The organism is Chromobacterium sp. Rain0013, from assembly GCF_015291765.1.
GTDB classification, from domain to species: domain Bacteria; phylum Pseudomonadota; class Gammaproteobacteria; order Burkholderiales; family Chromobacteriaceae; genus Chromobacterium; species Chromobacterium haemolyticum.
The window spans coordinates 1,578,910-1,604,269 of record NZ_CP031514.1 but is presented as its reverse complement, the minus strand read 5'-3'; the positions used below and the strand labels follow the sequence as shown (position 1 = coordinate 1,604,269).

Here is a 25,360-nt window from a genome sequence, read left to right as displayed (position 1 = left end):
AAATCAAAAGCCCCGCAGCTTAAGCTGCGGGGCTGTTCTATGACCTCCTAAATCAGCGCTCAACCATGGAGCACTTGGAACCAATCTTCATGATAGTCCTCCAGCCAGTAATGCTGATCCACCCAGGCCCGCAACTGCGCCCCCTCACGCTCCATCGCCGCCAAATCGTGTACCCGGCCACGGATGGCCTCCACCCAAGCGGCAACCTCATTGGGAACCCGGCAAACCGGCGCCCCATTGGTCTGGTAAGGATAAATATCCGTGCACACCACAGGCCAGCCAAGAGCCCCGTACTCAAGTAAACGCAGATTGCTCTTTGCCTCATTGAAAGCATTCAACTCCAATGGGGCCACGGCCAGATCCAGATTCAGCCTGGCAATGGCCTCCGGATACTGATCGAATGGCACCGAATGATGCACTTCGGCGACAAAAGGACGAAACTGAGGCAGGCACATGCCCATAAACACCCAGTCAACTTCGGCTGCGGTTTTCTTGATCACCTCCAACAGCAGTTCAAGATCACCGCGGTGCTGCGAGGCGCCCACCCAGCCAACCCGTGGCTTGGGGCTTGTGCCCCGCTGCGACCGCAGCTTGCCCCATGTGCTTTTGCGCAAACGATTGGGAATCACCACGATCTCATCAATCATGCCTTTGGCGAATTCAGCCAACGGCTCCGTGGACACAACCAGCGCATCGCTCAACTTCAGCGCCTTGCGCAAACGCTGCTTGGCATCTGGATACAAACGCTTCCAATGATCGTACAAATTACTTTTCACCGGCGTGCCGCCAATCAAGTCGTCAATACCGAAAACCACCCTCATGTCCGGAATGAACTCCCGGTAGGCCGCCAGCGCGTCATAGATGCCGTCATTAATGCCGGTATGCAGCAACAAGGTATCAGGCGCATGCCGCGCCATTTCGATGATCGATAAAACGCCCTGCGTAGGTTGATGGATCTCTCCATCCAAGCGGCCTTTCTCTTGGAGCACCGACAGCGGCATGCTCAATCGGTACTCACCGCTCCCCCCAGGAACCGGCATTCCCAACACACGCTTTCTTCCTGGGAGATCCGGATCCCACGACACGCTGCGCTGCCACTCCACCTCCATCCGGCGTCCACGCAGCGACAAATGGCGGTTGAAAGCTGGATCCCTACGCAACACCGGCATCCATGTCCGCAGCACCGACTCCATTTCATTGTACTCTCTGACGGCGGCCTCCAACGCAATACGCGGATCAGAAGTATTGCGCCCAATGCTTTTTGCATGGTGATGATAGAGCACAACGAAAGGGTTGTAGATATTTCTGAAACCTGCCGCTTGGATCTTCAGACAAAAATCGACATCGTTGAAGCAGACTTTGAAACGTTCTTCATCCAAACCACCCACGGCCTGATAAATCTGTTTATTCACCAGCAAACATGCCCCAGTGACCGCAGAATAATTCTGCATAGTCAAAATTCGGTTCATATAGCCAGGGTCAGAAATATCGTTTGGCTCAAACACATGGTCCGCAACTGATCTCATCCCGCCAGGCAAACCTAAAACAATGCCGGCATGCTGAATTTGCCCAACCTCTGGATACAGCAAGCGAGCGCCAACAGCACCCACTCCCTCTTGCAGAGCAGAGGCAAGCAGCCGTTCCAGCCAAGAGCCCAAAATAACTTCGGTGTCATTATTGAGTAACAATATGTAATCACCAGCGGCATGCGCCACACCCAAATTACATTGGGCGGAAAAATTAAAGGGCGCATTATATTCAACAATTTTGACCCGCCCAGGATATTTTTCAGCCAACAACTGATAATACTCAGCCGTTTCAGGCTGTTCTGACCGATTATCAACAATCAGTAGTTCAAAGTTTTGATATACCGTTTTTTCAAACAAACTTTCAACGCATGGCTCCAAAAACTCCAGTTTGTCACGAGTGGGAATCACCACCGACACCAAGGGAGACTCTTGCAAGCGAATATTAAAGTGATGCGTGCCGTGGACATACCCATCATCCACATCAACGAGTAGATCTAGCCTGCGAGCGTGATTTTCCAAGGCGACTTTACGAGAGGCAATCGCTACCGGGCTATTATTAGCTTTGGTGTAAGGGAACGAGACCAACATATCGTCAATATGGCCTATGCTGCGAGCTCCTTTTTGCTCAAACACTCTCAATAAGGCATCATATTGATAGGCGGAGGGATAGGCATCAAACCCATTAATGGCAACCAAAGCCGAATGAGAAAACGCTACTGCGGATCCAACATAATCCATTGACCGCAAATACTCGGGCGAAAAATCAGGCCGGAAATTGGGCAAAAAGTACTCGCCAATTGGTGAAACCACATCACTATCAGTATAAATTGCCGACCATTCCGGGTGAGAAAAAGCAGCATCACCCATGCGGACCAAAGCATTAGGCGCCAGCCGGAAACCAGCTGGAAGCACCATCATCCAGTCAGCGAACACCTCCGCTACTATATCATTTAACGTCTTTGCAAGGGTTTCGGCATCATCCAGATCTTTTAAACGAATCCAACCTAGCTGAGGGCTAGACTCAAATACGGGATCAGGCATATCCCAGTCGGCGACAACCAATAAACGCCAATGGGGATACAACTGCTTTTCCATTGCCGCTAAGGATTCCACCAGTCTCTTCTTATCACGCTCGGGAGACAATACGATCAAATTAAATACCGGTCGCCGATCCCAGACCATCATCATACGCTCGGCCAGAAGCTCAGCATGTACCTCACGAAGCTGGTGCCTATCTTTCCATCGCTTGTAATACAGGCTTTCACTCGTATCTTCTACACAAGATGCCTCCAAGATCGGCTTGCCCAAGACCTTGGGTAGCTTAATTTGTAGCTCACTTGGCAAAAATCGATTCCAGACCTCGATAAACTTCGGCAACAAAACCTCAAGTGTCCGTTCGGACAATACATGTTGCCTTGCATTAGAAGCCAAGCTTTTACGCAACGCTTCATCTTCAATCAGCGTCACAATCGCGTCGTACCAGGCCTCCGTGCTGTTTTTCACTACCAAGGCAAGCTTGCTGTCTTTTAATTCTTGGTAAGGAGGAGAGTCAGAAACAATGCAAGCCCCTCCCGTAACCGAATAATCCAGCCACTTAATATCCGATTTGCAATTATTAAAATCCTCATCTTCCAGTGGCGCAAGACAAATATCTAACTTCAGGCTAGCCAAGGTCTTGAAATAATCATGGTACATCACACCACCCGGGCCTTGACGTACACCTTTTAAACCGACCATGCCACGAGGCACATTACCCCAAAACACAAACTTCACTGAATCGGCGTACTCATGATAAACCCGCAGCAATGCCGGCGCGATCATATCAACATCGCGGCTATGCGTACTGGTACCGGCAAAGCCAATAACGACCTGAGGCTCTCTCGGCACAACCTCCAATATGCGGTGCTGGCTAATCGCATTTGGAACCACCACCACGTTTGGATTAAGCGGCCTTACTTTTTCCGCCAGGCTCTCTGTACTTGTAGTCACCAGCTGGCAATAAGGCAACAACCATAGAATAAATTCATTCAGCTTGGCAAAGTCGTCAAACATTGGATTACTGCGAGGCATACCCCATAACCAATCATCGATGTCGAATATAATTGGCTTCCCAGCATCCACAATGGCAAGTATCAGTGCCTTGTAGCTCTCATCGACAAATCCGCGCTGAACCAGAAAAATATCCATGGCTCGCACAAAGTCATCATCATTTTCAAACGCATAATCCCCAAGCAAGCGATGGGACTCGATATTTTTGTAAAAAAAAGTATCGACAACCCCTGCCAATAAGGATAAGGGATCCCCCAATCTTAGCTTAAAGCAAGCATGATCGAAGTGATCTCGAGACAAAACGCCTACTCTAGGATTACGTTTTTGCATAATGGCGAGCTTAACTTTGTTAGAATGACTAATTCAATCATTGATCCGAGTCATTACCGATGGGGAGCCGGACCATGCCCAAGATCATGCCTTTTCAAGCAATAAATAAAATTGCAAAGCGCACATCTCTTCCATCTCATCCAATGAGACATTTTTGATAATCATACGATCAGTCTCAATATTGCATGGCAGCGAGTCACGAGCCTTTTCAAAAAGTGGCAACAAACGGCCATCCATTGCTCGCAATTTTTGTACAACCTTATATCCGGTTTCTCGGCAAAACCTCAAAATTTCTTTTTCTGTAAAAAACCGGATATGAGTAATATCCAATAAACCTTCTCGGGCATAAGTCCAGTTCCCCTTCACCTGGTCATCTATTAATACCAGATTACGCACATTGGGAATGCTGATCAAAACCTGGGCGTGCGCCGACAAATAGTCCCTCAAGGAAGTCATCACTTTCCAAGGGTTGTACATATGTTCAAGCACATCGGCCAAAATCACCCCATCCAGGCTGCCTTTAGCCATCCCCTCAGCCTCGAGGTCAAAATCCTCAAACATGCCCACCAAGACTTTATCCAATCTCTGACTTGCCAAGTTCGCTGCCGCTTTATTGGTTTCGATGCCCCACACCTGACACAGGGGAAAACGCTCTTTGACCAGAGCGCCATTGCCTCCACCTGCACAACCGATATCCAGCAGCAATTTGGGACGATTCCTAAACATATTGACCAGGTCCCGTCGCCCAGTGGTATGGTAACCAGCCGTGACATCCATGGACTCCACATCCAGATACTGTTGCCATACATAGACATCAGGACGGTCTGTAAATTTTTTAGACAGCTGCTCAATTAATTCAGCGACTCGATTGGCCGCCTTATCATCATTGCCGAAGTTAAAAAATCCTTTTCGAGTTGCCGCCACAGCGGCCACCTCGCTCCGGAAGCCCTCATCGCGGCACAATGCTCCTAAAACCTGTGCCAGCTCCGAAGGTTCCAGCACAATAACCCCATCGCTCGCTCCGTAGCCACCACCGGCAATGCAGCCAAAATCACTCGTCAGATTAATCGCAGGCACATCAACTAACAGCGCTTCAATCGCCATATTAGAGTCATAGGATACGACGGTGTCGCCACATGCCGCCCAATGCCGAGCATCATCCACCGCATACCTGACAAGATCCTCAACCCCCAGCGCTTTGGCAATCGCCTGAAAGCCATCCCTCATCTGCTCAATAGGGATATCTGGCGTCGGCCGATCTTTATAAATCAAACGAACCTGACTAAGCCCCTGCTGACTCAAAGCCTGGATCGACTGGCAAGCCTGCAGCATTTGCTCGATATAATCACGGTTATCCAGCGCGCTAAGCTGTGCATTCCATGTCGATCCCCAGACAAGCCAAAATCCATCCAACGGCAGGTCATAAGCATCAGCCAGTCGCTGTCGAATCGCATGCCGGCTCATTTTCATTGCGGGAAGAATATCCCAGCAAGGATTACCCACCACATGGATCTGCTGCGGAGCAATGCCCTGATCAATGAAGTACTCCGCACTTCGCTGACTAGATACCGCGATAAAGTCGGAGGAGTTGACTTCACCAATATAATTACGACCGATACCCGTTCCATGCGCCAATTGCAGCACGGGAATTTCACGGTGCCGAGACCATAAGGCCAGCACCTTGCCATCACGCAAGGCATCCTCGTTAATCAGTGTTATTTCGATATCATGCTCTTCTGCCAAGGCCTCCAAAGTACTAAAAAGGCCATGTGCAATTGGCAGCTCTTCACGAATCTCGCTAGCAAGCAAATTCATCACCGCAACCGAATGTCCAGTCGATTCATCGGCGCTATCAACAGACTCTGCTTGCAAGGCCTTGAGTAGCGGGGACACCAAAGCATCGCGGCTGCTTGCACCACCGATAACAAACGGCCTCAGTTCACAACCGGAGGCTTCCACCACCTTCCTGACCGCCTCGGTAGCAAAGTACTCAGGAACAAGCACCGTTCGCTTTTTACCTTGCAGATAATGCTGCAAAACAGCCAGGTTCTTTTCCCACAACGCATATATAAGAGCAACCGTTTTCATTCTTGGGCTCCATTCCCTGCCGAAACCAACTCAGTCACCAAGCGGCGCTGTAAGCGATATTCAAGAGCACTCGCAAGATCTACCTCATTCACTTGGCACAAGTGCTGCGTCTTGACGTCTTGATGCCAGGAACGGACAAAACCCTGCAAATCGCGATCAATGGTTTCCGCATCGCTCCATCGCTGCAAGATCGCGCCATTACGCGGAGCCAGATCTGTCCAGTCCACCGCATTCGTCCTTCCAAGGAAGCTGGAAAGCAGGAAATAAGCTACGGTTCGATTCCGAGCCCTATCCAAATGCAAATCGAAGGCGGTTCTCCACTCATCAGGAGCCATACCAAGCCAAGGAGCCAAATCATCCAACCGTACTTGTTCTCCCACCAAGTAATTGTTCAATTGCCCATCTTGTTCAAGCCACTGTTGATTGGCTGCCACATCCACGCTGTTTTCCAACACCACCATGAAACGACCGGTTGTAATCCCGCTTAAGCAGCCAAACCACTCCCGCTCCAAAAACACGGACATTTCAAGCAAGTGCGAATCTGCCGCCAACCAAGACAACTGACGGCGCCACCAATTCGTTTGCTGTAATGGCATGGGAAAGGCGGGATGATGATACTCTCCGCTGAATAAGCTGCCATACGGCACTGTTCCCAAAACTTTCAAGCCAATTTCATTCGCCGCCAGACATAAACGTTCGGCAGAAAGGTGCATGTTGAACGCACTAGCCCCCTGCGCCATCAGTTCATCGACAGTCACGTCGGCTTGACGCGCAAAGCTCAGATGATCTAGTGAGTAGATATCGAAGATCAACCGTCCCCCGGGGCGCACCACACGCTTCCATTCATGCAAGACTTTCTCAACATGAGGAAAGTGAGTCATGACATTCAAGGAGATCAAACTGTCAAAACATTGATCAGGAAAAGGCAAGGCCTGCACATCTCCTTGCACCAGTTCGATGGGAGCGCCGCCGGCTAGCCTTCTACACTCATCCAACATGGCTTGCGAGCTATCAGTGCCAGACAAATTGAAACCTTTGGCAATCAGAGGCAGCGAAGCACGGCCCGTGCCGATGCCTACATCCAACACATCGCTGCCCGCAAGAAAACGCTCACATAGCTCGGTCTCTATGATGTTTTTCAGTCGATTGGTATCGGTGTTTTCATCCATGCGCCCCGAATACCACCTGACCATATCCCGGTCTTTCCAGGCCTCTGTCTTCCAATGAATCAAGTCTTGTTCAGAGTTTTTCATTTAATAGCCCTCGTAAGGCTCAAATCACGCATCGTTTTCTAGCCAGAACAAAGGCTTCCGCCGCCGTAAAGCCCGCAGTTGCCCCACGCCAAGCGGCAAGGTGTTTCGCTCCCTCAATAGAGCGGGGGTGCGGAAAGGCTCTCATTTCACCCGCATACGCCTCCAAGGCCCGCACCTTCTGTTCTAGCGTACCAGAGATATCCACAAACCAGTTTGGTGTAAAGGGGCAGTTCGACCACTCGGTCGATGAAGGCACTTCAAAACACAGCAAGGATTCGACACTACTTCCTCCAATAGGTCGGCAGGCCGTCATCACTGCCTGGTAGGTGCGACGATGGTCGATATTGAGATCATCAGCAAAGTGGGTATACACAATGCTTGGTCGATACCTGGCGAGCAGTACTTCCACTACCTTGACCAAGTCCAGCAAATCAATGCTGTCCAAGCGGTTGTCTGGGAAATCAAATAAGGACAGCGAGGCTGCGCCCAAAATGGTCTGCGCATCGCGTGCCGCCTGATGCAAACGCGCACGCTCGGCTTCATCGACCTCTCCTCGACTGGCCAGCCCTTGAGCAAGAATAGCCACATGAACCTGATCGCCTTTTAAACGATGCGCAGCAATCGTCCCTCCGCAGCCAAGCACCTCGTCATCTGGGTGTGCCGCCACAACCAACACCGCCTTGCTCATGGTTTCCTCGCCACGAAATTCCAAGTTGCCAAGGTATCCGCAACCGGGATTTCACGTATGATTTTTTTTTCTTCCAATGCGAGCCAATCCCAGCCGGCAAACAGAGTCTTCAAGTGCTCACGATCGCTGAAATGCACTTTGCCCACTCCGGCAAAAGGACCGTCCTCATAGCCCTGTCTTGTCCAGACATCCTCGGCCGGAAGCCCTGAACCATAGCCTGCATGGGAAGTTGAAAACCAGTCAACGCCAAGATAAATGCCCCCAGGCTTCAGGATGCTGGCCAACTTTTGAACCGCCCGTAAAATAGAATCCGTACTATTGTGGGTCATGGCGGCACGATCTACGATCAGATCAAACTCACCTTTAAATGGAAGGTGATGGATAAAGTCACCATGTACCAGCTGCGGCGCTAGATGAGGAAAGCGCTCACATAGCCGCCTCACAGCAGCAGCGCTCCCCTCAATGGCAAAGTACTCTGCCTCCTCAGCCAAAAAAAAGGGGATATTAGCACCCACTCCACAACCCAACTCCAACACTCTAGGCCTTGATGGCCAATAACGAGCATACCTTTTGTATAGACTGATTAGATCTGACCATGGCCAAATGCTGTGATGCCCTCCACTTTGAAACGCCAGTTCCCACTCATTTGAAAAGCTCACAGGGCCCTCTCTGTTTGAAAAATTGAAACAATGGTTCAGAACTGTTCATCCAAATATCGACCACAGCCAAGCCTGGCACGAATTCCCCATGCAATTGCGGATAGGGTTGCGGCTTAAAATCCTGATACGACACTTTAATAGCATGCTTTGTAAAATCGGCCTCTTTAAGATAAGCGCGCCCCAACTTGCCAGACAAATACTCATCCGCTGAAAAATGCCGGCACAAATTCAAGACCAAGTCCGATTTCTTTCCCATCTCCGGCAATTGACTGGAGCGTATAACAGGCGTATCAATCCCGAACTCTTGCAACCAAAACTGCAGCTGATGCCAACAAATCTCTGAGAAGCTTGAAATCTTGGGATAATAGAGCGACTCCAAGCGGGAAAACTTCGTCTGAAAGTCCGGGGCTTTGGCATAGCTGGCCGCAATCGACTTCAAATGTTTTTCACGCCACGATTGGCTCTCATCCACCTCCAGCCCCGCCATAGTTGACAATAGATGATCTTTGGAGCGTACCGGCACAGTCAGCCAATGTACGCCATTGGCGCTTTTAATGCGATTGCGGTTGGTAAAGCTGTTTTTTTCAAACTGGACCGAATCCAAGTAAATAAACACATCCGCCCTGGCGATTTTTTCAAGATAACCTAACCATGGCAGATAAGCGGGTTGATGTGCGGACAGGCAAAAGCTCATAATGACCCAAGCACGCCCGCTTGCAGCAGCTTTTCCCGATAATAGCCTGCACGCACAACCATGGGATTACCTGACACCAGGGAGTAGGGAGGAATTTCCACACCATCAACCATGGTTCCAGCCGCAATCACACAATAGTCGCCAATCGTTGCCCCCCCCTTGACCAAACAGTGCGAGCCGATAAAAACATGGTGTCCGATACGAATTGACTTGCGCTCAATTTCCTCACTCAGGCCAAGACAACGCTGATGGGAGTCTGCGCAATTGATGGAAACAAATGAGGCAATATCGCAATGCGGGCCGATAAATACATCGCAACCTTTCGCATTGACTTCGGAGAAGGCTCCAATAAACGTTCCCTCCCCGATCACGGGCTCGCCGTTAACCCAGACCAGCGGATGAAAGCGGTTCTCCCGGAAAGACGTCAGCCTTGTAAACGCCTGCTGAAGATCCAGTTCCACTTCCGAAATCAGAGAATTCTTGCTCATGCTTGCCGCGCTTTCACCATATCACCCCATTCCAAACGCTGTCCTTGCTGCAAGGCAACACTCGCATTCAAACCAAGAACCCTATCCAAGCACTCTGGAGGCAGCCCGCCGCCGGGGCGCCTCAAGCCAATATTTTCCAGCGTCAGCGTTTCCCCCGGAGCAATGCGCCTCAAAGCCACCACGCTACGCCTAGCCAACTCCCTCATCTCCCTCTCGGCCTCAGTGGGACGCACCCAAGGCGAGCCCAACATTTTGTCCGCGGCGTGAATATGGGCAACCCACTCCCCCAGGTCTGCCGGCTCTTCCGAGAACCAATGATCCGGTCCTGGGAAATCATGGGACAAGGTGAAGTGCTTTTCAAACACGCAAGCGCCGAGACCACGCGCCAGACTGCTGGCCAGCGGACCCTGAGTATGATCGGAGAATCCCAGTAACAGCCCATCAAACGCCTGCCGCAAGGTCATCAGTTTCCGAAGATGAACGTCTTCCGGCGGGGTGGGATATTGCGAAGTGCACAACAGCACTACCACCGGATGCCCATTGAACCAGCCCGCGGCCTCCAGCGCCTGATGCACCTCCGACAGATCACTCATGCCGCACGACATGATCAAGGGCACTCCCGCCTGGCGATAATGACGGATCAGCGGCAAGTTGCTGAAATCATCGGAGCCGATCTTGATCGCCGGCACCCCAACCTCCATTAGCAGATCGAGATCGCCTCGATTCTGCGGGGTCGATAAAAATAGAATGCCCAACTCATCACACTTGGCCTTCAGTCGAAACCAAGCCGCTCGCGGCAACTCATGGCGTTGGAACATCGCCAACATCGACTCGGTCACCTCACGCCCCTGCGAGCGATAGGTGTATTGCTGCGCAGGGTCTCCGCAGAACTCCACGGCCTTGAATGTCTGAAACTTGACCGCATCGGCTCCCGCTTTCGCCGCGGTCTCAATCATCTGCAAAGCCAGATCTACATCACCATTATGATTGATGCCAACCTCTGCAATCGTGAAGGGTGCCTGCCCATCCCCGATCAAACGGCCGCCTATCCCAATCTGCCTCATCGCCGCCACAGCCTTTTCATTATCCATTCGGCCACTCTCGTCACGCCCTTCCCATCAACCAATTCAAACGCCGCTTGCGACATCGCGGCTAGCTTCTGCGGTCCAAAGGCATCCAAAGCCTGGGCGTAATGGCTGGCTTGCACGCGCTCCGCGGCGCCCAGGCTCAACGCCGCCCCATGCCGCAGCAAGCAGCGCATGACTTCTGCTTGATTATCAGCCAGCTGCACCAAAATCGCCGGCAAACCCATTGCGCATCGTTCCCAGCTGGCGGATCCCGCGCTGCCCAGGCAGAGGTCCGCCTCGGCCATCAAGGCCGCCATGTATTCCACCTGGTGGTGATGCGCCCATCCTTGTTCCCGACAGGTTCTGGCAATCCCGGCCACATCAGGGTGGCTGGCTCCGGTGACGACATCAACCTGCCATGCCCGCTGGCACTGCGCGATCCCAGCAAGCGCCTTCGCCGTTTCATTCTTTTCATCGCTGGCGCTGAAAAAAACCAGAAGCCGCTTCAATTCACCCCTAGGGGCGCACCGCTCCCTCAATACGGCAAATTCGCAACGCAATAAGGCAAATTTCGGCCCCAGGAAAAATTCGCTATCCGCAGGCAACAGCTCGTCATAACGCGACGTTGTCGACGCACAATCGTTCTGGTCCAGCAGCGCATCGCATACATGCGGACGATTGGCCAAATCATCAATCACCAGCAGGATCCGGCCACTGCCGTGCAACCGGCTCTCCCACGCCTGATCCAAGCCATAGTGATCCACCACCACGCCATCAAACTGATGCAAATCGGCATAATCGGCGCATAGCTGCGCGTCCCGCGCCAATGTCAGGCCATCATCCAGCAATAATCGCCCACAGCCTGCTTCGCGCATCAGCCGTTCATACTCGGCTTCCAAAGCCGCGCAAGCCACGACGACTTCGTAACTAGCCTCCGTCAGATAGCGCGCCAAGGCCAAACAACGCATCAAGTGTCCGGCACCCACTGAACCGCCGGCATCCACCCTGAACAGGACTTTCTTACGCATCATGGTCCGATTGCGCCGCGGGCCAGACATAGCGCCAAGTCGAAATCATCCGCCGTGTCGATATCGATGGAACGCGAAAACGGCATCATATGCGCGCGCATCCCCGGACCATAAAACGCCTTGTGCTCAAGAAAAGCCGGCACATTGACCGCATAAGTGCTGCCATTGCCGGCAACCAGACTGCCAATCTCGGCGCTGGATTTATCACACAGTTCCGGCCACATCGGGCTAAGCTCGCCACCTTCCCCGCACCTCAATGCCTGGTACGGGTAATGAGTATATTGGGTGGCGGCAATTCCAAAGTCGCACACTCCGGGCTCAAGCAAGGCCATCACCTCGCGGATATCATTTGCGTTACGCAATGGGGCCGTCGCATATAACACGCACATCTGCTCGACATCCGTCCATGGAAGCGGCTTGCGCGTCAGGAGCTCAACGCACACATCAGCCACCGTTGCCTGGTCCTCCGCCAAAGACGGCGGGCGCAGATCCACTTCGGCGCCAAAATGGCGCGCAAGCTCGGCAATCTCCGCATCTTCGGTCGACACCACAACTGCATCGAAGATACCGGCCTCTACAGCAGCCTCTATCGTGTATGCCAGAATGGGTTTCCCAAGAAACGGCAGGATGTTCTTGCGCGGCAAGCGTTTGGAGCCGCCGCGCGCTGGAATGACGGCCAGCTTAGCCATTGGATAGATCACCCATCAGCAGCATGTGGCCGCTGTCCAGATCCCGCACCAACACGCAATCCAACAATGCTTCATATTCATTCGGCGCCATCCCAAACCCCGGCCTTCTGAACTCGACTTGAAGCTCGGACAATTTCTGTCCCGCTTTGCCAGCCTGCTTCAGATAGGCGCTGCGCCGAATACGCTGCCGCTTCAAGAGTTCTTCCGGATGCATGATTCTGCGGTTGCACCCCAAAGCCACTTCCACGTCGCGAATCGCCTGAACAAAACGGGACATCTCCTGCGGCTCCAGCGAGAAGACGTGCTCAACGCTACGAGTGGTCCTATCCATGGTGATGGTTTTTTCCAGCAGATTGGCGCCAAGCGCCAGCGCTGCCACATCCATATCCCAGCCCGGCGTATGATCGGAAAATGCGACCGGATACGGGAACATGCGTTTCAACGTCGGGATGATATTCAGATTGATACTTGCCAAACGCGCAGGGTAACCAGATGGGCACTGGTGAATAATGATATTTTCATTGCCCTCGCTGCGAATGACATCAACCGCGGCCTCAATTTCTCCTAAGGAAGCATTACCCGTGTCCAACTGCAAACACAGCCCAGTACGCGCGGCCTGTCGCAGCAGGGGAAAATGATTAACGTCTGCGGAAGCAATCTTGATCGAGTCGCAATGCAAAGACTCCAATAGCTGAATATCTTCCTCAAAAGAGACAGTTGAGAAGAAGGCCAGATTCAAGCTATCGCAGTAAGCCTTCAACTCGCGCCACTCGCTTTCCAGCAAGCAACGTCGCTTCAAAATTTCATATAGTGGTTCTTCAACCGTCTCCATTTTGCCGGAATCTTTATCAACCAGCACATCATAGCTGAACAGCTGCTTCTTATCCGCGCACAGCCGGTCCGGGTCGAAGATCTGAAACTTGATCGCATCCGCCCCGGCTTCCGCCGCCAACTTCACCAACTCTTTGGCGGATGCCAGGCTGGTATGAGTTGGTCCTGCCTCATAAGTAATAAAACATGGCTGACCATCACCCACAATACGCTGACCAAAGTGCACAGTCATAATGCTATCTCGCTTAGAATATTTCGAAATGAAGATACAATAAAATCAAAATCCTGATCTGACATTCCCGGATAAAGCGGCAAAGTCAAAGCTCCGTGATAATAGCGTTCGGCCTCAGGACAAAGGCCAGGAGAGAAGCCAAGCTGCCGGTAATACGGCTGCAAATAGACGGGTTGATAATGCACATTGACCTGGATGCCAATAGCCCTTAAGGCATCGAACACCGGCTTTCGCCAAGCGGGGTCATCCAGGCTCACCACTTGCAAATGCCAGGCCGGCTCAACGCCCATCAAAGACTCTGGTAGTCTCAACGGCAAATCAGCCAAGGCGAGTCGATATGCATCGACGCGTCGGCGGCGGATAGCCACGAACTCGTCCAGACGCTGCATTTGGCTTAGCCCCAAAGCCGCTTGCATATCAGTCATTCGATAGTTATACCCAAGGTCCAGTTGCTGGTAGCACCAGGGACCGTCGGACTCTCCCTGTAAAAATCGAGGATCTCGGGTAATGCCATGCGAGCGCAAACGCAACAAGGCCTGATAGAGCTGTTCATCATTGGTCAGCACCATCCCACCTTCACCACTAGTGATGATTTTTACCGGGTGAAAACTGAAAACCGTTACATCGGAATACTCGCATGCTCCAACTTTGCTCCCCTGATAACTACCACCGATAGCATGAGAAGCGTCTTCCAATAGATAAAACCCATACTGCTGCGACAGCTTTCTGAGCTCAGACATTTCACAAGACTGCCCGGCAAAATGGACAGGAACCAGCACTTTTGGCAAGGTCCCTGTTCGCTCAGCTTGTTCGAGTTTAGCCGACAGCGCCGCTACTGAAATATTGAATGTCTGGACATCGATATCCACAAAATCTACTTCAGCACCACAGTACAAGGCACAGTTAGCCGAGGCTACAAAAGTATTGGGCGACGTCCACAGATAATCCCCAGGACCCAATTTAAAGGCTAGACAAGCCAGGTGGAGCGCAGCCGTGGCATTGCTAACCGCAACTGCGTATTTCGCGCCGCAATACTTCGCTACGCTTTGCTCAAAATTAGCGATTACCGGTCCTTGAGTCAGCCAATCAGATATCAGCACAGATTGAACCGCTTCAATATCCGCTTGGCTTATCTCCTGGCGACCGTAAGGAATATTAATCATGTAACTGTCGATCCAAGTCTCGCAACTCGTCAACCGTCAAAAACCAGCTATTGTTGTCCGAGGTATATTTGAAGCCTTCTGCTACGGGGTGGCCATGCTCGGCCAAGCCATTGACGGAGTATTCATTCTGGACAATAAAACGTATCGAAGGGGTAATGACATAGTGGTCATCAAATTCGAAGGTATGCAAGCTATCATCCCGGGCGATCATCATCTCGTGCAACTTTTCCCCCGGACGAATGCCAATAATGCTTTGTTGCAACGCAGGTGCCATTGCCGTGGCTAGATCACCAATTCTGATGGAAGGAATTTTGGGCACAAAAAGCTCCCCGCCCTGCATCCGCTCAAAGTTGCTGAGCACAAAGTCCACTCCTTGCTGCAGGGTGATCCAGAAGCGGGTCATGCGCACATCGGTAATGGGCAGGCTGTCAGCCCCGCTGGCAATCAACTTTCGAAAGAACGGCACCACAGAACCCCGCGAGCCGACGACGTTGCCATAGCGCACAACCGCGAAACGGGTCTTGTGGCCGCCAACGATATTATTTGCCGCGACAAACAATTTATCCGACAACAGCTTGGTTGCCCCGTACAAATTGATCGGGCTAGCCGCTTTATCGGTAGACAGCGCAATGACCTTCTCGACCCCGCACTCTATAGCGGCATTGATTACGTTTTCCGCGCCATTTACATTGGTGCGAATACACTCGGTAGGGTTGTACTCAGCGGCAGGCACTTGTTTGAGAGCGGCGGCATGCACCACCAGATCAATGCCGCGCATGGCTTGCCGCAAGCGCTCGCCATCTCGTACGTCACCCAGAAAAAAGCGCATGCTGGGGTCGGAAAACTCTTGCTGCATCTCAAACTGTTTCAACTCATCGCGAGAAAACACCACTACTCTCGCTGGTTTGAAACGCTCCAATAGCGTAGTAATAAATTTACGGCCAAAGGATCCCGTACCGCCGGTAATTAAGATGGACTTGTTGTCAAACATCGCCAATATGCCTTGATTTCTTTGAAAAAGACGGATGTGCCGTCCGCCATGAGCGCTAAACTTCCAATCCCAGGCCGCCAAAACAACGCTTGCCGATAATCTGCAAGCCCATCTTCCAATAGCATGCCTTAAACAATGCAGGCCGATTGATCAAATAATCCTACTGCTTGCTTGACAATAGCTTAGCTAGCACCGACATCACCACCTCCACCCCCATCGCGCCGGTGGTGGCGTCAAACTCCACCGTCGCCGCGCCGCCCTTGCCGGCCGCCCAGTTGCTGACCAGGCACAGGTGCGCGTAAGGCAGGTTCATCTCCCGCGCCAATGCCGCTTCCGGCATGCCGGTCATGCCGACTATATCGGCACCATCCCGCTCCAACTTCAATATTTCCGCGGCGCTTTCCAAACGCGGCCCCTGAGTGCAGGCGTAAACGCCACCCACTACTCCGCTATGGCCGCTGTCCGCCATCGCGCGGATCAGGCGCTCTCGCAACGCCTCGTCATAAGGCGAGGAGAATTCGGCATGCACCACCGGACGGTCCAGGCCTTCAAAGAAGGTATGCTTGCGGCCCCAGCTATAGTCGATGATGTTGTCCGGCACCACCAGGCGGCCCGGCGGCATGTCGGGACGGATGCCGCCCACCGTGCCGATGGCGATCACGCCCTTCACGCCCTGATCGTGCAGCGCCCAGATATTGGCGCGGTAATTGATTTCATGCGGCGCCAGCGAATGGCCGTAGCCATGGCGGGCGATGAATACCACGTTCTGTCCATTCAGCAGGCCGAAGGTCAGTGCGCAGGAAGGGTCGCCATACGGCGTGCGAACGACTTGACGATGGGTGACTTCCAATACGGGCAGCTGGGCCAGGCCGCTGCCGCCGATGATGGCCAACATGATGTGTCCCCTTTGTAATAGTGCGACGGATCGCTGTTTTTGCCGCGGCCTGAGCTGGATACGCCCGGCGCAGCTGCGGGATTCTTGCTTGCGGCGGAGCGCCGACGCTCCAATTATGGCCGATTATTTTCCGCCGGCACATGCCGCCGCGCGGTGAATTTGCCCGCGGCGACAGCGCCGGCAACCACCGCTTTGTAAAACAAGCACTTGGGGTTTCCCTCCGGATTTCGCAAAATTTATACAATCGTACAAATTCGGCTCGAATGCGCTTATACATTCGTATAAACATACAAACATGAAATCGACCAACGCCACTCGACAGCAGCTGCTGGACTGTGGACTAATAACGGCCAAAGAAGCCGGCCGGCGGCGGCTAACCGCGCGGCAAACCCTGTCCGCCGACCTGATCGCCTTGTATAAGGCGCTTGGCGGCGACACACAGCCCGGCATGCCGCCACGCTAAACGGGTCCCCCGCGCCGCGTTTAAGCTGCGCTTAAGTTTACGGTGTTCCAATCGCCTCAATCCCCTATCGCAAGAAAGGACATGGCGATGAACCGTAGACTTCCCCTGCTTAGCCTGCTGCTGCTCGTCAGCGGCGCCTTATACGCCGCCGCCAGCCTGTGGCAAAACGGTTTGCCCGCCAACTACTGGCAATGGCGGCACGAACTGGTCATGCTCAGCGGCGTGCAATTAATGACGGTGATGAGCGCAGCCATGCTGCTGGCCACACGCCCGCGTTGGCTGGAACCGTTGCTGGGCGGCCTGGACCGCCTATACGCGCTGCACAAGCGCCTCGGCATCGCCGCCGGCCTGCTGTTGGCCGCTCACTGGCTGATCAAGCTTTCGCCCAAGCTGATGCTGGCATTGGCCTGGGTCGCTCCGCGGATCAAGAGCGGCGGCGGCAAAGACCCGTTGGTTTCGCTGGCCAAGGACATAGGCGAATGGGCCGCCTGGGCGGTGCTGGCCATGGTGATCCTGGCGCTGCTGCGCGCCGTGCCCTATCGCTTCTGGCGCAAGCTGCACAAGCTGTTCGCCCCGCTCTACCTGATGGGCGCCTTCCACGGACTGATCCTGATGCCGGCCGAGATGTGGACACAACCGGTGGGCTGGCTGCTGGCCGCGCTGATGCTGATCGGTTCCGGCTGCGCGCTCTACGCGCTGGCCGGCCGCATCGGCAAACAAGGGCAATACGCCGGCCGGGTGGACCGCATAGAAGCCCTGCCGGCCGGGCAACTGGAAGTGATCTGCCAGATGGACGGCTGGCCCGGCCACCGCGCCGGACAATTCGCGCTGGTCAACTTCGCCGCCGCCGAAGGCGCCCACCCCTTCACCATCGCCAGCGCCGACCACGGCGATGGCCGGCTGCGCTTCATCATCAAGGCCTTGGGCGATTACACCCGCCGCCTGCCGGACGAACTCGAGATCGGCCAGGCCGTCACAGTGGAAGGCCCCTATGGCGGTTTCCAGTCGCGTGGCGGCACCCGCCAGGTCTGGGTGGCGGGCGGCATCGGTGTCACGCCTTTCCTGGCCTGGTTGCAAAGCAGAGAGCTGGCGGAGACGCCACTGGATGTGGATTTCTACTACTGCGTGCGCCATCGCGACGAAGCGGCGCGGCTGGAAGAAGTGCGGCAAGCTTGTCGTCAACGCGGCGTGCGGCTGCATCTGATCGAAAGCGAAGCCGGCGCGCTGTTGAACGCCGACATGCTGCCGGAAGTGGACGAGGTCTGGTTCTGCGGCCCGCAGGGCCTGGGCAAAGCGCTGCAGCGCGGTCTGAGCCAGCGTGGCGCGCAAGCGCCGGCTTTCCACCACGAGGCGTTCTCAATGCGCTGAGGCAAAACGGGCATTCCAACATGCCGGAACGCCCGTCATACCCTCAAGCAAGCCGCTGCAACGCGGCTTGCGCCTCGCCGGCTTTAGCGCGTGGCGTAGACGCTGCGCCTTCCCTGCTCGTCAAAACTCAACACCTGATACGGCTGCTTGCTCGGCCCTTCCATACCCGGGCTCCCCATGGGCATGCCCGGCACCGCCAGGCCCACGATCTTGGGTTTGTCCTTCAGCACCTTCTTCACCAAATCCGCCGGCACATGGCCTTCGAACACATAACCGCCGATCTCGGCGGTATGGCAGGACCGCAGATCGGCCGGCACTTTCAACCGGCTCTTGACTGCGGACATGTCGGCCTCGTTGCGGCTTTGAATCGCCACGCCGTTTTTCTGCATATGCTCGGCCCAAGCGGTGCAGCAACCGCAATACGGGTCCTTGTGCATCACGCCGTCGGCGGCGGCGGCAAGCGGAGAAATCAGGGAAACGGCCAGCGCGGCGGCGGCCCAGTACAAAGGTTTTGTCATGGCAAGAACTCCAATGCTTTTTGAATGAAAACGCGCGCCAGCCCGCAAACACACGGTTGGCGCAAAAAAACGGCTCATTCAAAAGATTGGGGAGGACGCTCCGGGGGCGCGGAAATAAAGCCAGACCACACTGTTTCCGCCTTGGCTTGCAATACCGGGCGAATCGCCTGCAGCGGCAAGCAGGGTGCCGCCGGCCACGGAGCGGCCGGCAACTGACAGCAGGTGGCGGCTTGGGAGGCGCCGGCCGGCTGGGTGTGACAAGCCGCGCCGTCATCCGCCATCCACACGCAGGGCGCGCTGGCGGCCACGCGCCCGCCCATGCTCCAGCCCGCCTGCGGCAAGAGCAGCAGACAGGTTAGCAACAGCAGCAGGGGTAGGCGGATAAGCATCGATTCAGTTACGCGCTCAGCTTGGAACAGGCTTGGGACTGACAGCTAGCGCCTTGGTTCCCAAGCTGTTTCTCAATTTTTGTCGCCCCGAACAAAGTTTGAGCCATGTCATGTTAGCGTCAGATTGCTTGCAATCAAGCCCAAGCCGAGCATCAATCAATAACGATTCGCATTTGCGTTCGCATTAATTCGGTGGGATACTTACGGTCCCATTTGACATTCCTTGCGCAAACTAAACGCCAACGGCATGCAAACAGCGCCGGCCATGCCGTGACGCGGATCAAATGGGCTTCGTTCATGTGATGAATTCCAGGTATCCACGATAATGAAAACCTTTGACTCCGCCGCCCGTCACGGCGTGCGCCTTGCCCTGTTGTCCGCGGCGGTTTCCGCCCTCTACCTGCCCGCCGCCCACGCGGCGGAAGCCGAAGCCACCCTGCCCTCGGTAGTGGTCACCGCCTCCGGCTACGAGCAAAAAATCAAACAAGCCCCGGCTAGTATTTCGGTGATTACTCGCGAAGATCTGGCGAAAAAGCCGTTCACCAACCTGGCCGACGCGCTGACCGATCTGGAAGGCGTCAGCATCAATGGCCCCGGCCCTGGCGATAAGGACATTGCCATCCGCGGCATGCCCGGCGAATACTCGCTGATCCTGGTGGACGGCCGCCGTCAAAATACTCGCGAAACCCGCAGTCGCGGCACCGGCGGCTTCCAGCAATACCAGATCCCGCCGATGGAGGCGATTGAGCGCATCGAAGTGGTGCGCGGCCCGATGTCCTCGCTGTACGGCTCCGACGCCATGGGCGGCGTGGTCAACATCATCACCCGCAAAGCGCCCAAGGAATGGCATGGCTCGATGACCCTGGGCGGCACCATCACCGAACATTCAAACGAAGGCAATACCGGCCAGAGCAGCTTCTGGCTAGGCGGCCCGTTGATGAAGGACCTGCTGTCGCTGCAAGTCTATGGCGCAATGAACAACCAGGCCGAAGACAATATCTTCTACAGCAAGAGCGGTGACGGTGGCAAAGTCGCCAGCCATGTGACCGACATCAACGCCAAGCTGAGCTTCACCCCGAATCAGGACCACGAGATCACCTTCGAGGCGGGCCATAATGAGCTACGCAAAACCACGACACCGGGTAAGAGCGACTCAATAATTTCGCGCGGCAAACCAAACAAGAAGAATGACTATTTTGACGTCCGCGACCACTGGAGCCTGAGCCACAATGGCAAGTACGGCAATGTGCGCTCCAATGTCTCCTTGTACCAGGAAATCGACAAGCCCAGCCACTCTCTTAATAACGTGGACGACGGCACAGGCCTGAAACTGAGCAATACCACGCTGGATGGTCAGCTGACCTTCCTGCTGGATCGCCACACAGTGAAAGTCGGCACTCAAGTCGGCCAACAAGTCGGCTCCGGCATGCGCGCTCAAGAAGCAATTGCAGGCTTCATCGGCCCAGCCAATCCGGACAAAATCACCGTCAACACCTGGGCCCTATTCGCCGAGGACAGCTTCGAAGCCACAGACAGCCTGACCATCACCGCCGGCGGCCGTCTTGACCACCACAGCGTGTTTGGCTCCCACTTTACTCCGCGTGTCTATCTGGTCGAGCACCTGAGCCCACAGTGGACATTGAAGGGCGGTATCGGCAAAGGCTTTAAGGCGCCGACCATCCGCCAGAGCACCGACGGCTATTGCATGCGCACCGGTGCGGGTAACGAGGCCGGTATTCTATGCGGTAATTCCAAGCTGAAGCCGGAGGAAAGCACCTCCTACGAAATCGGCCTGCACTTCGACAATGAGCAAGGCCTGAGCGCTAACGCCACGCTGTTCAACAACGACTTCAAGAACAAGGTCGTCAGCTACGGCACCGACAAGTTCTCCAACCAGTACGCACCAGGCACAGACCCAGTCCGCATCTACATTTACGACAATGTGGACTCGGTCAACATCCGCGGCCTGGAATTGTCCAGCAGCTGGACCTTCATGCCGAAGTGGACGCTGTCCGGCAACTACACCTACACCAAGTCTAAGCGCGAAGGCGGCAAGGAAACCAGTTTCCTTGGCCAATCGTTGAACGGCATGCCGCTGGACAAGACCCCGGAACACGCCGGCAATGTGAAGCTGGCCTGGGCGCCGATGGAAAAACTGGACCTGTACACTCGCCTGAACTTCGAAGGCAAGCAGTACTACACCGGCTTCCGCAATGGCGCCAACGTGGCCCGCACCCGCGGCGGTTCCAGCACCTGGGACTTCGGCGGCAGCTACAAGCTGAGCAAGAGCTTTGACGTCAACTTCGCCGTGTACAACCTGACCGACCGCACCGTCGCGATCGACAATCGCGGCCGCTACGATGGCCTGGACGGCAACTGGATGGTCGACGAGGGCCGCCGCTATTGGCTGACCTTGACCGGCAAGTTCTAAGCCGCACCCTGACGGCCCGTCTCCAGACGGGCCGGAAACACCGCACGGCAGTTGCCGAATCCGCCGGATTCGCCAACTGCCTGTTCCCGTTTTTACGATTGGAGAATTGATGATGTTGAGCAGCCGCGCCCAATTGACCACGCCCAATGCCGACAAGGTGCTGTACAAGCTGTGCAAGCACTACGCGCTGAAAGTGCCGGTGGAGTTCGACAGCCACCAGGCCCACGTGCACTTCCCCATAGGCGAATGCCGGATCCAGCGCCAGGACGACACCCTGGACATGATCTGTGCCGCCGATGCCGCCGACAAGCTGGCCAAGATCGAATTCATCATGGACGAGCATCTGGGCCTAATGGCCAAGACGCCGGACTTGAAGCTGGACTGGGCCAAGACCGAGTAAGAACCCCAGCCTATCGGCGTTTTCCGAGTACGCCGGGCCTGCCCGGCCGCTCTCGTTTCGGTATGATGCTTGCCCACCCGCTCCACTGCCAAAGCCCGTCCACCCGCCCCTACGGCGGGCTTTGACAGCGGAGCCGTATCGCTCAAGGAATCACAATGAAAACACTGTTCTCCCGTCTGCTGCTGGCCGGCGCGCTGGCCGCGGCCACGCTGGCGGCCCAAGCCGCCACCGTCACCGATATCGCCGGCCGTAAAGTGGAAGTGCCGGCCAAGGTCAACCGCATCCTCTTGGGCGAAGGCCGGCTGTTCTACGCGCTGGCCTTGCTGGAAGGCAAGCAGCCCATCGCCCGCATCGCCGGCTGGCAGGGCGACTTCCGCCAGCTGGACCCGCAAACCTACGCCCAGTACAAACAGCGCTTCCCCGCCATCGACCGGATTCCGCTGATCGGCAAAACCAGCGAGAACTCCGTCAGTGCAGAGAAAGTGCTGACCTTGCGCCCGGACATCGCCGTGTTCAGCATCTCCGGCCACGGCCCGGGCCTGAACAACCCCATCGTGCAGCAGCTGCAAGCGGCGAAGGTGCCGGTGGTCTTCGTCGATTTCCGCAACGCCCCGCTGGAACACACCGTGCCCAGCCTGCGCATCATGGGCAAGGCGCTGCAGCGCGAGGCCGAAGCCGAGCGCTTCATCCGCTTCTATCAGGGCAAGATGGACGTCATCCGCAAGGTGGTGGCCGCCATCCCGGCGCAGCAAAAGCCCAAGGCCTTCCTGGACCTCCGCGCCGGCGCCTTCAGCAATGTCACCAGCGCCGGACGCGGCAGCCTGGGTGAGCTGGTGGATGCCGCCGGCGGCGTCAATATCGCCGACAAGCTGATCCCCGGCGCGGTGGGCGAAGTGAATATGGAGCATGTGCTGGCCAGCAATCCGGACCTGTACATCGGTACCGGCACCGCGGACGCCGCCGAGAAAACCGGCATCCAGTTCGGCGCCAACATCAGCGCGGCGCAGGCGCAGGCCTCGCTCAAGCGCACCGCTGCGCGCAGCCCGGTGGGCGCCTTGCGCGCGGTGCGCGAAGGCCGCACCTTCGGCGCCTGGCACCACTTCTACAACACGCCTTACCACATCGTGCTGCTGGAAGCCTTCGCCAAGGAATTGCAACCGGCGCGCTTCGCCAAACTGGACCCGGACGCCAGTTGGAAGCAGCTGCACCGCGACTTCCTGGCCATCGAGCCGCAAGGCACTTACTGGGTCAAGGGCGTTAAATGAGCAGCGAAACCATGACGCTTTCCGCCGCCTCGGTGGCGGCGGATTACCGCCGCACCCTGCTGCGCCGGCTACTGCTGGTGGCCGTGCTGCTGAGCCTGCTCGCCGTCTCGCTGACGCTGGACGTCACCACCGGCGCCAGCGGCATGCCGCTGGCCGAATTCTGGCAGACGCTGTGGCACCCCGCCGCCGCCGATCCCGCCACGGAAGTCATCGTCTGGCAGATCCGCCTGCCCTACGCGCTGATCGCCATCGCCGCCGGCCTGGCGCTGGGCCTCGCCGGCGCGGAGATGCAGACCGTGCTGCACAACCCGCTGGCGGACCCGTTCACCCTGGGCCTGCAGCCCGCGGCCGCCTTTGGCGCGGCGCTGGCCATCCTGCTGGATGTCAGCATCCCCGGCGTCCCCGGCCCGTGGATGCTTCCGGTCAACGCCTTCGTGTTCGCGCTCGGTTCCGCGCTCTTGCTGGACGTGGTGGCGCGCTGGAGCAATATGCCCACCAGCGGCGTGGTGCTGTTCGGCATCGCGCTGTTCTTCAGCTTCAACGCCCTGGTGTCCCTGCTGCAATTCGTCTCCACCGCGGACTCGCTGCAAGACCTGGTGTTCTGGCTGATGGGCAGCCTGTCGCGCGCGGACTGGCCCAAGATCGCCCTGCTGTTCGGCGCTTTCGCGCTGATCCTGCCCTGGTCGCTGAGCCAGTCCTGGCGGCTGACCGCGCTGCGGCTGGGCGAAGACCGCGCCGCCAGCTTCGGCATCAATGTGCGCCGGCTGCGCCTCAGCTCGCTGCTGCGCGCCAGCCTGCTCACCGCGCTGGCGGTGGCCTTCGTCGGCACCATAGGCTTCATCGGCCTGATCGCGCCGCATATCTCGCGCCGGCTGGTGGGCGAGGACCACCGCTTCTACCTGCCGGTGAGCGCGCTGACCGGCGCCGCCATCCTGTCCATGGCCTCGGTGGTGACCAAGAACCTGGTGCCCGGCGTCATCGTGCCGGTGGGCATCGTCACCTCGCTGGTGGGCATCCCCTTCTTCATCGCCATCGTGCTGCGCAACGGAGGCCGCCAATGAGCTCCGCCCTGTCCATCCATCAACTCTCGGTCAGCTACGGCAAGCGCCAGGTGATACGCGCGCTGGACGTGCCCTGTCTGCGGGCGGGCGACATCACGGCCTTGCTGGGCCCCAACGGCAGCGGCAAATCCACCTTGCTGCGCGCTTTGGCCGGCCTGCAGCACAGCCGCGGCGACGTCCGCCTGGACCAGCGCGCGCTTAGCCGCCAGCGCGGCGAAGTGGCCTACCTGCCGCAAACCCTGCCGCCCAGCGTGCATCTATCGGTGTTCGAATCGCTGATGGTGGCCGGCCAGGCCACCGCCGCCGGCTTGTCTCGCCGTCATGACGACCAGCAAGTGTTCGCGCTGCTGCAATCGCTGGGCATCGAGCAACTAGCGCTGCGCTACCTGGACCAGTTGTCCGGCGGACAGCGCCAGCTGGTGGGCATCGCCCAGGCGCTGATCCGCGAACCGGCGGTGCTGCTGCTGGACGAACCGCTGTCGGCGCTGGACCTCAACTACCAGTTCCACGTGATGGACCTGCTGCGCCGCGAAACCCGCCGCCGCGGCATGGTCACCATCATCGTGCTGCACGACCTCAACGTGGCGCTGCGCCACTGCGACCGGGTGCTGATGCTGAAGGACGGCGCGCTGCAAGCCAACGGCGCGCCGGACGAAGTGATAGACAGCCAAAGCCTGCGCCGCGTCTACGGCGTCAGCGGCCGGGTGGAGCGCTGCTCCCAGGGCGTGGCGCATGTGCTGGTGGACGGGCTGCACAGCGGTTTGCGCTGAGAACCTGTTCATAATCTGCTG

23 protein-coding genes are annotated in these 25,360 nt (G+C 56.2%); 7 read left to right on the top strand and 16 right to left on the bottom strand.

Annotated elements, in window-relative coordinates:
- Positions 1-59 precede the first annotated feature (59 nt).
- The 14 genes from DXT74_RS07530 to DXT74_RS07465 form a co-directional block, all read right to left on the bottom strand.
- Entirely contained in the window at positions 60-3,908 is a 3,849-nt protein-coding gene (locus DXT74_RS07530; RefSeq protein WP_231138295.1) for a glycosyltransferase, read from the bottom strand.
- A gap of 84 nt (positions 3,909-3,992) precedes the next feature.
- Entirely contained in the window at positions 3,993-5,996 is a 2,004-nt protein-coding gene (locus DXT74_RS07525) for a methyltransferase domain-containing protein (protein ID WP_194427664.1), read from the bottom strand.
- Complete coding sequence (locus tag DXT74_RS07520; protein ID WP_081554794.1) at positions 5,993-7,249, bottom strand: class I SAM-dependent methyltransferase; 1,257 nt, start codon at positions 7,247-7,249, stop codon at positions 5,993-5,995. The genes DXT74_RS07525 and DXT74_RS07520 overlap by 4 nt, the downstream gene beginning before the upstream one ends.
- A gap of 19 nt (positions 7,250-7,268) precedes the next feature.
- On the bottom strand, positions 7,269-7,937 hold the full coding sequence (locus tag DXT74_RS07515; protein ID WP_043642096.1) for a PIG-L deacetylase family protein: 669 nt from the start codon (positions 7,935-7,937) through the stop codon (positions 7,269-7,271).
- Positions 7,934-8,596: a class I SAM-dependent methyltransferase gene (locus DXT74_RS07510; RefSeq protein WP_162179247.1), complete on the bottom strand. Its 663-nt coding sequence runs from the start codon at positions 8,594-8,596 to the stop codon at positions 7,934-7,936. Before DXT74_RS07510 ends, DXT74_RS07515 begins: the two co-directional genes overlap by 4 nt.
- Positions 8,580-9,290, bottom strand: coding sequence for a WbqC family protein (locus DXT74_RS07505; RefSeq protein ID WP_194427663.1), 711 nt, complete (start codon positions 9,288-9,290; stop codon positions 8,580-8,582). Before DXT74_RS07505 ends, DXT74_RS07510 begins: the two co-directional genes overlap by 17 nt.
- On the bottom strand, positions 9,287-9,778 hold the full coding sequence (locus tag DXT74_RS07500; protein WP_194427662.1) for a DapH/DapD/GlmU-related protein: 492 nt from the start codon (positions 9,776-9,778) through the stop codon (positions 9,287-9,289). The genes DXT74_RS07505 and DXT74_RS07500 overlap by 4 nt, the downstream gene beginning before the upstream one ends.
- Positions 9,775-10,869 (bottom strand): N-acetylneuraminate synthase family protein, encoded by a 1,095-nt coding sequence (locus tag DXT74_RS07495; RefSeq protein ID WP_194427661.1) that lies wholly within the window; start codon positions 10,867-10,869, stop codon positions 9,775-9,777. The genes DXT74_RS07500 and DXT74_RS07495 overlap by 4 nt, the downstream gene beginning before the upstream one ends.
- A complete protein-coding gene (gene pseG, locus DXT74_RS07490) occupies positions 10,839-11,876 on the bottom strand; it encodes a UDP-2,4-diacetamido-2,4,6-trideoxy-beta-L-altropyranose hydrolase (RefSeq protein WP_194427660.1) in 1,038 nt (345 codons plus the stop codon). The genes DXT74_RS07495 and pseG overlap by 31 nt, the downstream gene beginning before the upstream one ends.
- Complete coding sequence (locus DXT74_RS07485) at positions 11,873-12,562, bottom strand: cytidylyltransferase domain-containing protein (protein WP_043642092.1); 690 nt, start codon at positions 12,560-12,562, stop codon at positions 11,873-11,875. The genes pseG and DXT74_RS07485 overlap by 4 nt, the downstream gene beginning before the upstream one ends.
- On the bottom strand, positions 12,555-13,625 hold the full coding sequence (locus DXT74_RS07480; RefSeq protein ID WP_043642089.1) for an N-acetylneuraminate synthase family protein: 1,071 nt from the start codon (positions 13,623-13,625) through the stop codon (positions 12,555-12,557). Before DXT74_RS07480 ends, DXT74_RS07485 begins: the two co-directional genes overlap by 8 nt.
- The gene (gene pseC / locus DXT74_RS07475; protein WP_043642087.1) at positions 13,622-14,788 is read right to left on the bottom strand and encodes a UDP-4-amino-4,6-dideoxy-N-acetyl-beta-L-altrosamine transaminase; all 1,167 of its coding nucleotides are present in this window, start codon (positions 14,786-14,788) and stop codon (positions 13,622-13,624) included. The genes DXT74_RS07480 and pseC overlap by 4 nt, the downstream gene beginning before the upstream one ends.
- Entirely contained in the window at positions 14,781-15,779 is a 999-nt protein-coding gene (gene pseB / locus DXT74_RS07470; protein ID WP_043642085.1) for a UDP-N-acetylglucosamine 4,6-dehydratase (inverting), read from the bottom strand. Before pseB ends, pseC begins: the two co-directional genes overlap by 8 nt.
- A gap of 160 nt (positions 15,780-15,939) precedes the next feature.
- Positions 15,940-16,674 (bottom strand): S-methyl-5'-thioinosine phosphorylase, encoded by a 735-nt coding sequence (locus DXT74_RS07465; RefSeq protein ID WP_043642083.1) that lies wholly within the window; start codon positions 16,672-16,674, stop codon positions 15,940-15,942.
- 295 nt (positions 16,675-16,969) lie between these two features.
- Here DXT74_RS07465 and DXT74_RS07460 point away from each other — a divergent pair, with 295 nt between their 5' ends.
- Positions 16,970-17,137 (top strand): hypothetical protein, encoded by a 168-nt coding sequence (locus tag DXT74_RS07460; RefSeq protein WP_194427659.1) that lies wholly within the window; start codon positions 16,970-16,972, stop codon positions 17,135-17,137.
- A gap of 87 nt (positions 17,138-17,224) precedes the next feature.
- The gene (locus tag DXT74_RS07455) at positions 17,225-18,505 is read left to right on the top strand and encodes a ferric reductase-like transmembrane domain-containing protein (protein ID WP_194427658.1); all 1,281 of its coding nucleotides are present in this window, start codon (positions 17,225-17,227) and stop codon (positions 18,503-18,505) included.
- A gap of 83 nt (positions 18,506-18,588) precedes the next feature.
- Here DXT74_RS07455 and DXT74_RS07450 read toward each other — a convergent pair whose 3' ends face one another.
- Together DXT74_RS07450 and DXT74_RS07445 are read right to left on the bottom strand one after the other, a co-directional pair.
- The gene (locus tag DXT74_RS07450) at positions 18,589-19,023 is read right to left on the bottom strand and encodes a DUF411 domain-containing protein (protein ID WP_194427657.1); all 435 of its coding nucleotides are present in this window, start codon (positions 19,021-19,023) and stop codon (positions 18,589-18,591) included.
- A 74-nt stretch (positions 19,024-19,097) separates the two neighbouring features.
- Positions 19,098-19,412: a hypothetical protein gene (locus DXT74_RS07445; RefSeq protein WP_194427656.1), complete on the bottom strand. Its 315-nt coding sequence runs from the start codon at positions 19,410-19,412 to the stop codon at positions 19,098-19,100.
- A 325-nt stretch (positions 19,413-19,737) separates the two neighbouring features.
- Here DXT74_RS07445 and DXT74_RS07440 point away from each other — a divergent pair, with 325 nt between their 5' ends.
- The 5 genes from DXT74_RS07440 to DXT74_RS07420 all read left to right on the top strand — a co-directional run bounded on the left by DXT74_RS07440 (position 19,738) and on the right by DXT74_RS07420 (position 25,339).
- Complete coding sequence (locus tag DXT74_RS07440) at positions 19,738-21,843, top strand: TonB-dependent receptor domain-containing protein (RefSeq protein ID WP_194427655.1); 2,106 nt, start codon at positions 19,738-19,740, stop codon at positions 21,841-21,843.
- A gap of 109 nt (positions 21,844-21,952) precedes the next feature.
- A complete protein-coding gene (locus tag DXT74_RS07435; RefSeq protein ID WP_227104831.1) occupies positions 21,953-22,243 on the top strand; it encodes a DUF2218 domain-containing protein in 291 nt (96 codons plus the stop codon).
- A 155-nt stretch (positions 22,244-22,398) separates the two neighbouring features.
- Complete coding sequence (locus DXT74_RS07430; RefSeq protein WP_194427654.1) at positions 22,399-23,508, top strand: ABC transporter substrate-binding protein; 1,110 nt, start codon at positions 22,399-22,401, stop codon at positions 23,506-23,508.
- Entirely contained in the window at positions 23,505-24,569 is a 1,065-nt protein-coding gene (locus tag DXT74_RS07425) for an iron ABC transporter permease (protein ID WP_043642069.1), read from the top strand. Before DXT74_RS07430 ends, DXT74_RS07425 begins: the two co-directional genes overlap by 4 nt.
- On the top strand, positions 24,566-25,339 hold the full coding sequence (locus DXT74_RS07420; protein WP_043642067.1) for an ABC transporter ATP-binding protein: 774 nt from the start codon (positions 24,566-24,568) through the stop codon (positions 25,337-25,339). Before DXT74_RS07425 ends, DXT74_RS07420 begins: the two co-directional genes overlap by 4 nt.
- Positions 25,340-25,360: the final 21 nt, after the last annotated feature.

Excerpts from the sequence above, each read along its gene's own strand:
- DXT74_RS07485 (WP_043642092.1), bottom strand. The coding sequence starts at position 12,562 with ATGGCTAAGCTGGCCGTCATTCCAGCGCGCGGCGGCTCCAAACGCTTG.
- DXT74_RS07495 (WP_194427661.1), bottom strand. The coding sequence starts at position 10,869 with ATGGATAATGAAAAGGCTGTGGCGGCGATGAGGCAGATTGGGATAGGC.
- pseC (WP_043642087.1), bottom strand. The coding sequence starts at position 14,788 with ATGATTAATATTCCTTACGGTCGCCAGGAGATAAGCCAAGCGGATATT.
- DXT74_RS07430 (WP_194427654.1), top strand. The coding sequence starts at position 22,399 with ATGAAAACACTGTTCTCCCGTCTGCTGCTGGCCGGCGCGCTGGCCGCG.
- DXT74_RS07500 (WP_194427662.1), bottom strand. The coding sequence starts at position 9,778 with ATGAGCAAGAATTCTCTGATTTCGGAAGTGGAACTGGATCTTCAGCAG.
- DXT74_RS07505 (WP_194427663.1), bottom strand. The coding sequence starts at position 9,290 with ATGAGCTTTTGCCTGTCCGCACATCAACCCGCTTATCTGCCATGGTTA.
- DXT74_RS07525 (WP_194427664.1), bottom strand. The coding sequence starts at position 5,996 with ATGAAAACGGTTGCTCTTATATATGCGTTGTGGGAAAAGAACCTGGCT.
- DXT74_RS07435 (WP_227104831.1), top strand. The coding sequence starts at position 21,953 with ATGATGTTGAGCAGCCGCGCCCAATTGACCACGCCCAATGCCGACAAG.
- DXT74_RS07465 (WP_043642083.1), bottom strand. The coding sequence starts at position 16,674 with ATGTTGGCCATCATCGGCGGCAGCGGCCTGGCCCAGCTGCCCGTATTG.
- DXT74_RS07520 (WP_081554794.1), bottom strand. The coding sequence starts at position 7,249 with ATGAAAAACTCTGAACAAGACTTGATTCATTGGAAGACAGAGGCCTGG.
- DXT74_RS07480 (WP_043642089.1), bottom strand. The coding sequence starts at position 13,625 with ATGACTGTGCACTTTGGTCAGCGTATTGTGGGTGATGGTCAGCCATGT.
- DXT74_RS07425 (WP_043642069.1), top strand. The coding sequence starts at position 23,505 with ATGAGCAGCGAAACCATGACGCTTTCCGCCGCCTCGGTGGCGGCGGAT.
- DXT74_RS07420 (WP_043642067.1), top strand. The coding sequence starts at position 24,566 with ATGAGCTCCGCCCTGTCCATCCATCAACTCTCGGTCAGCTACGGCAAG.
- DXT74_RS07460 (WP_194427659.1), top strand. The coding sequence starts at position 16,970 with ATGAAATCGACCAACGCCACTCGACAGCAGCTGCTGGACTGTGGACTA.
- DXT74_RS07530 (WP_231138295.1), bottom strand. The coding sequence starts at position 3,908 with ATGCAAAAACGTAATCCTAGAGTAGGCGTTTTGTCTCGAGATCACTTC.
- DXT74_RS07440 (WP_194427655.1), top strand. The coding sequence starts at position 19,738 with ATGAAAACCTTTGACTCCGCCGCCCGTCACGGCGTGCGCCTTGCCCTG.
- DXT74_RS07515 (WP_043642096.1), bottom strand. The coding sequence starts at position 7,937 with ATGAGCAAGGCGGTGTTGGTTGTGGCGGCACACCCAGATGACGAGGTG.
- DXT74_RS07445 (WP_194427656.1), bottom strand. The coding sequence starts at position 19,412 with ATGCTTATCCGCCTACCCCTGCTGCTGTTGCTAACCTGTCTGCTGCTC.
- DXT74_RS07455 (WP_194427658.1), top strand. The coding sequence starts at position 17,225 with ATGAACCGTAGACTTCCCCTGCTTAGCCTGCTGCTGCTCGTCAGCGGC.
- pseG (WP_194427660.1), bottom strand. The coding sequence starts at position 11,876 with ATGATGCGTAAGAAAGTCCTGTTCAGGGTGGATGCCGGCGGTTCAGTG.
- DXT74_RS07450 (WP_194427657.1), bottom strand. The coding sequence starts at position 19,023 with ATGACAAAACCTTTGTACTGGGCCGCCGCCGCGCTGGCCGTTTCCCTG.
- pseB (WP_043642085.1), bottom strand. The coding sequence starts at position 15,779 with ATGTTTGACAACAAGTCCATCTTAATTACCGGCGGTACGGGATCCTTT.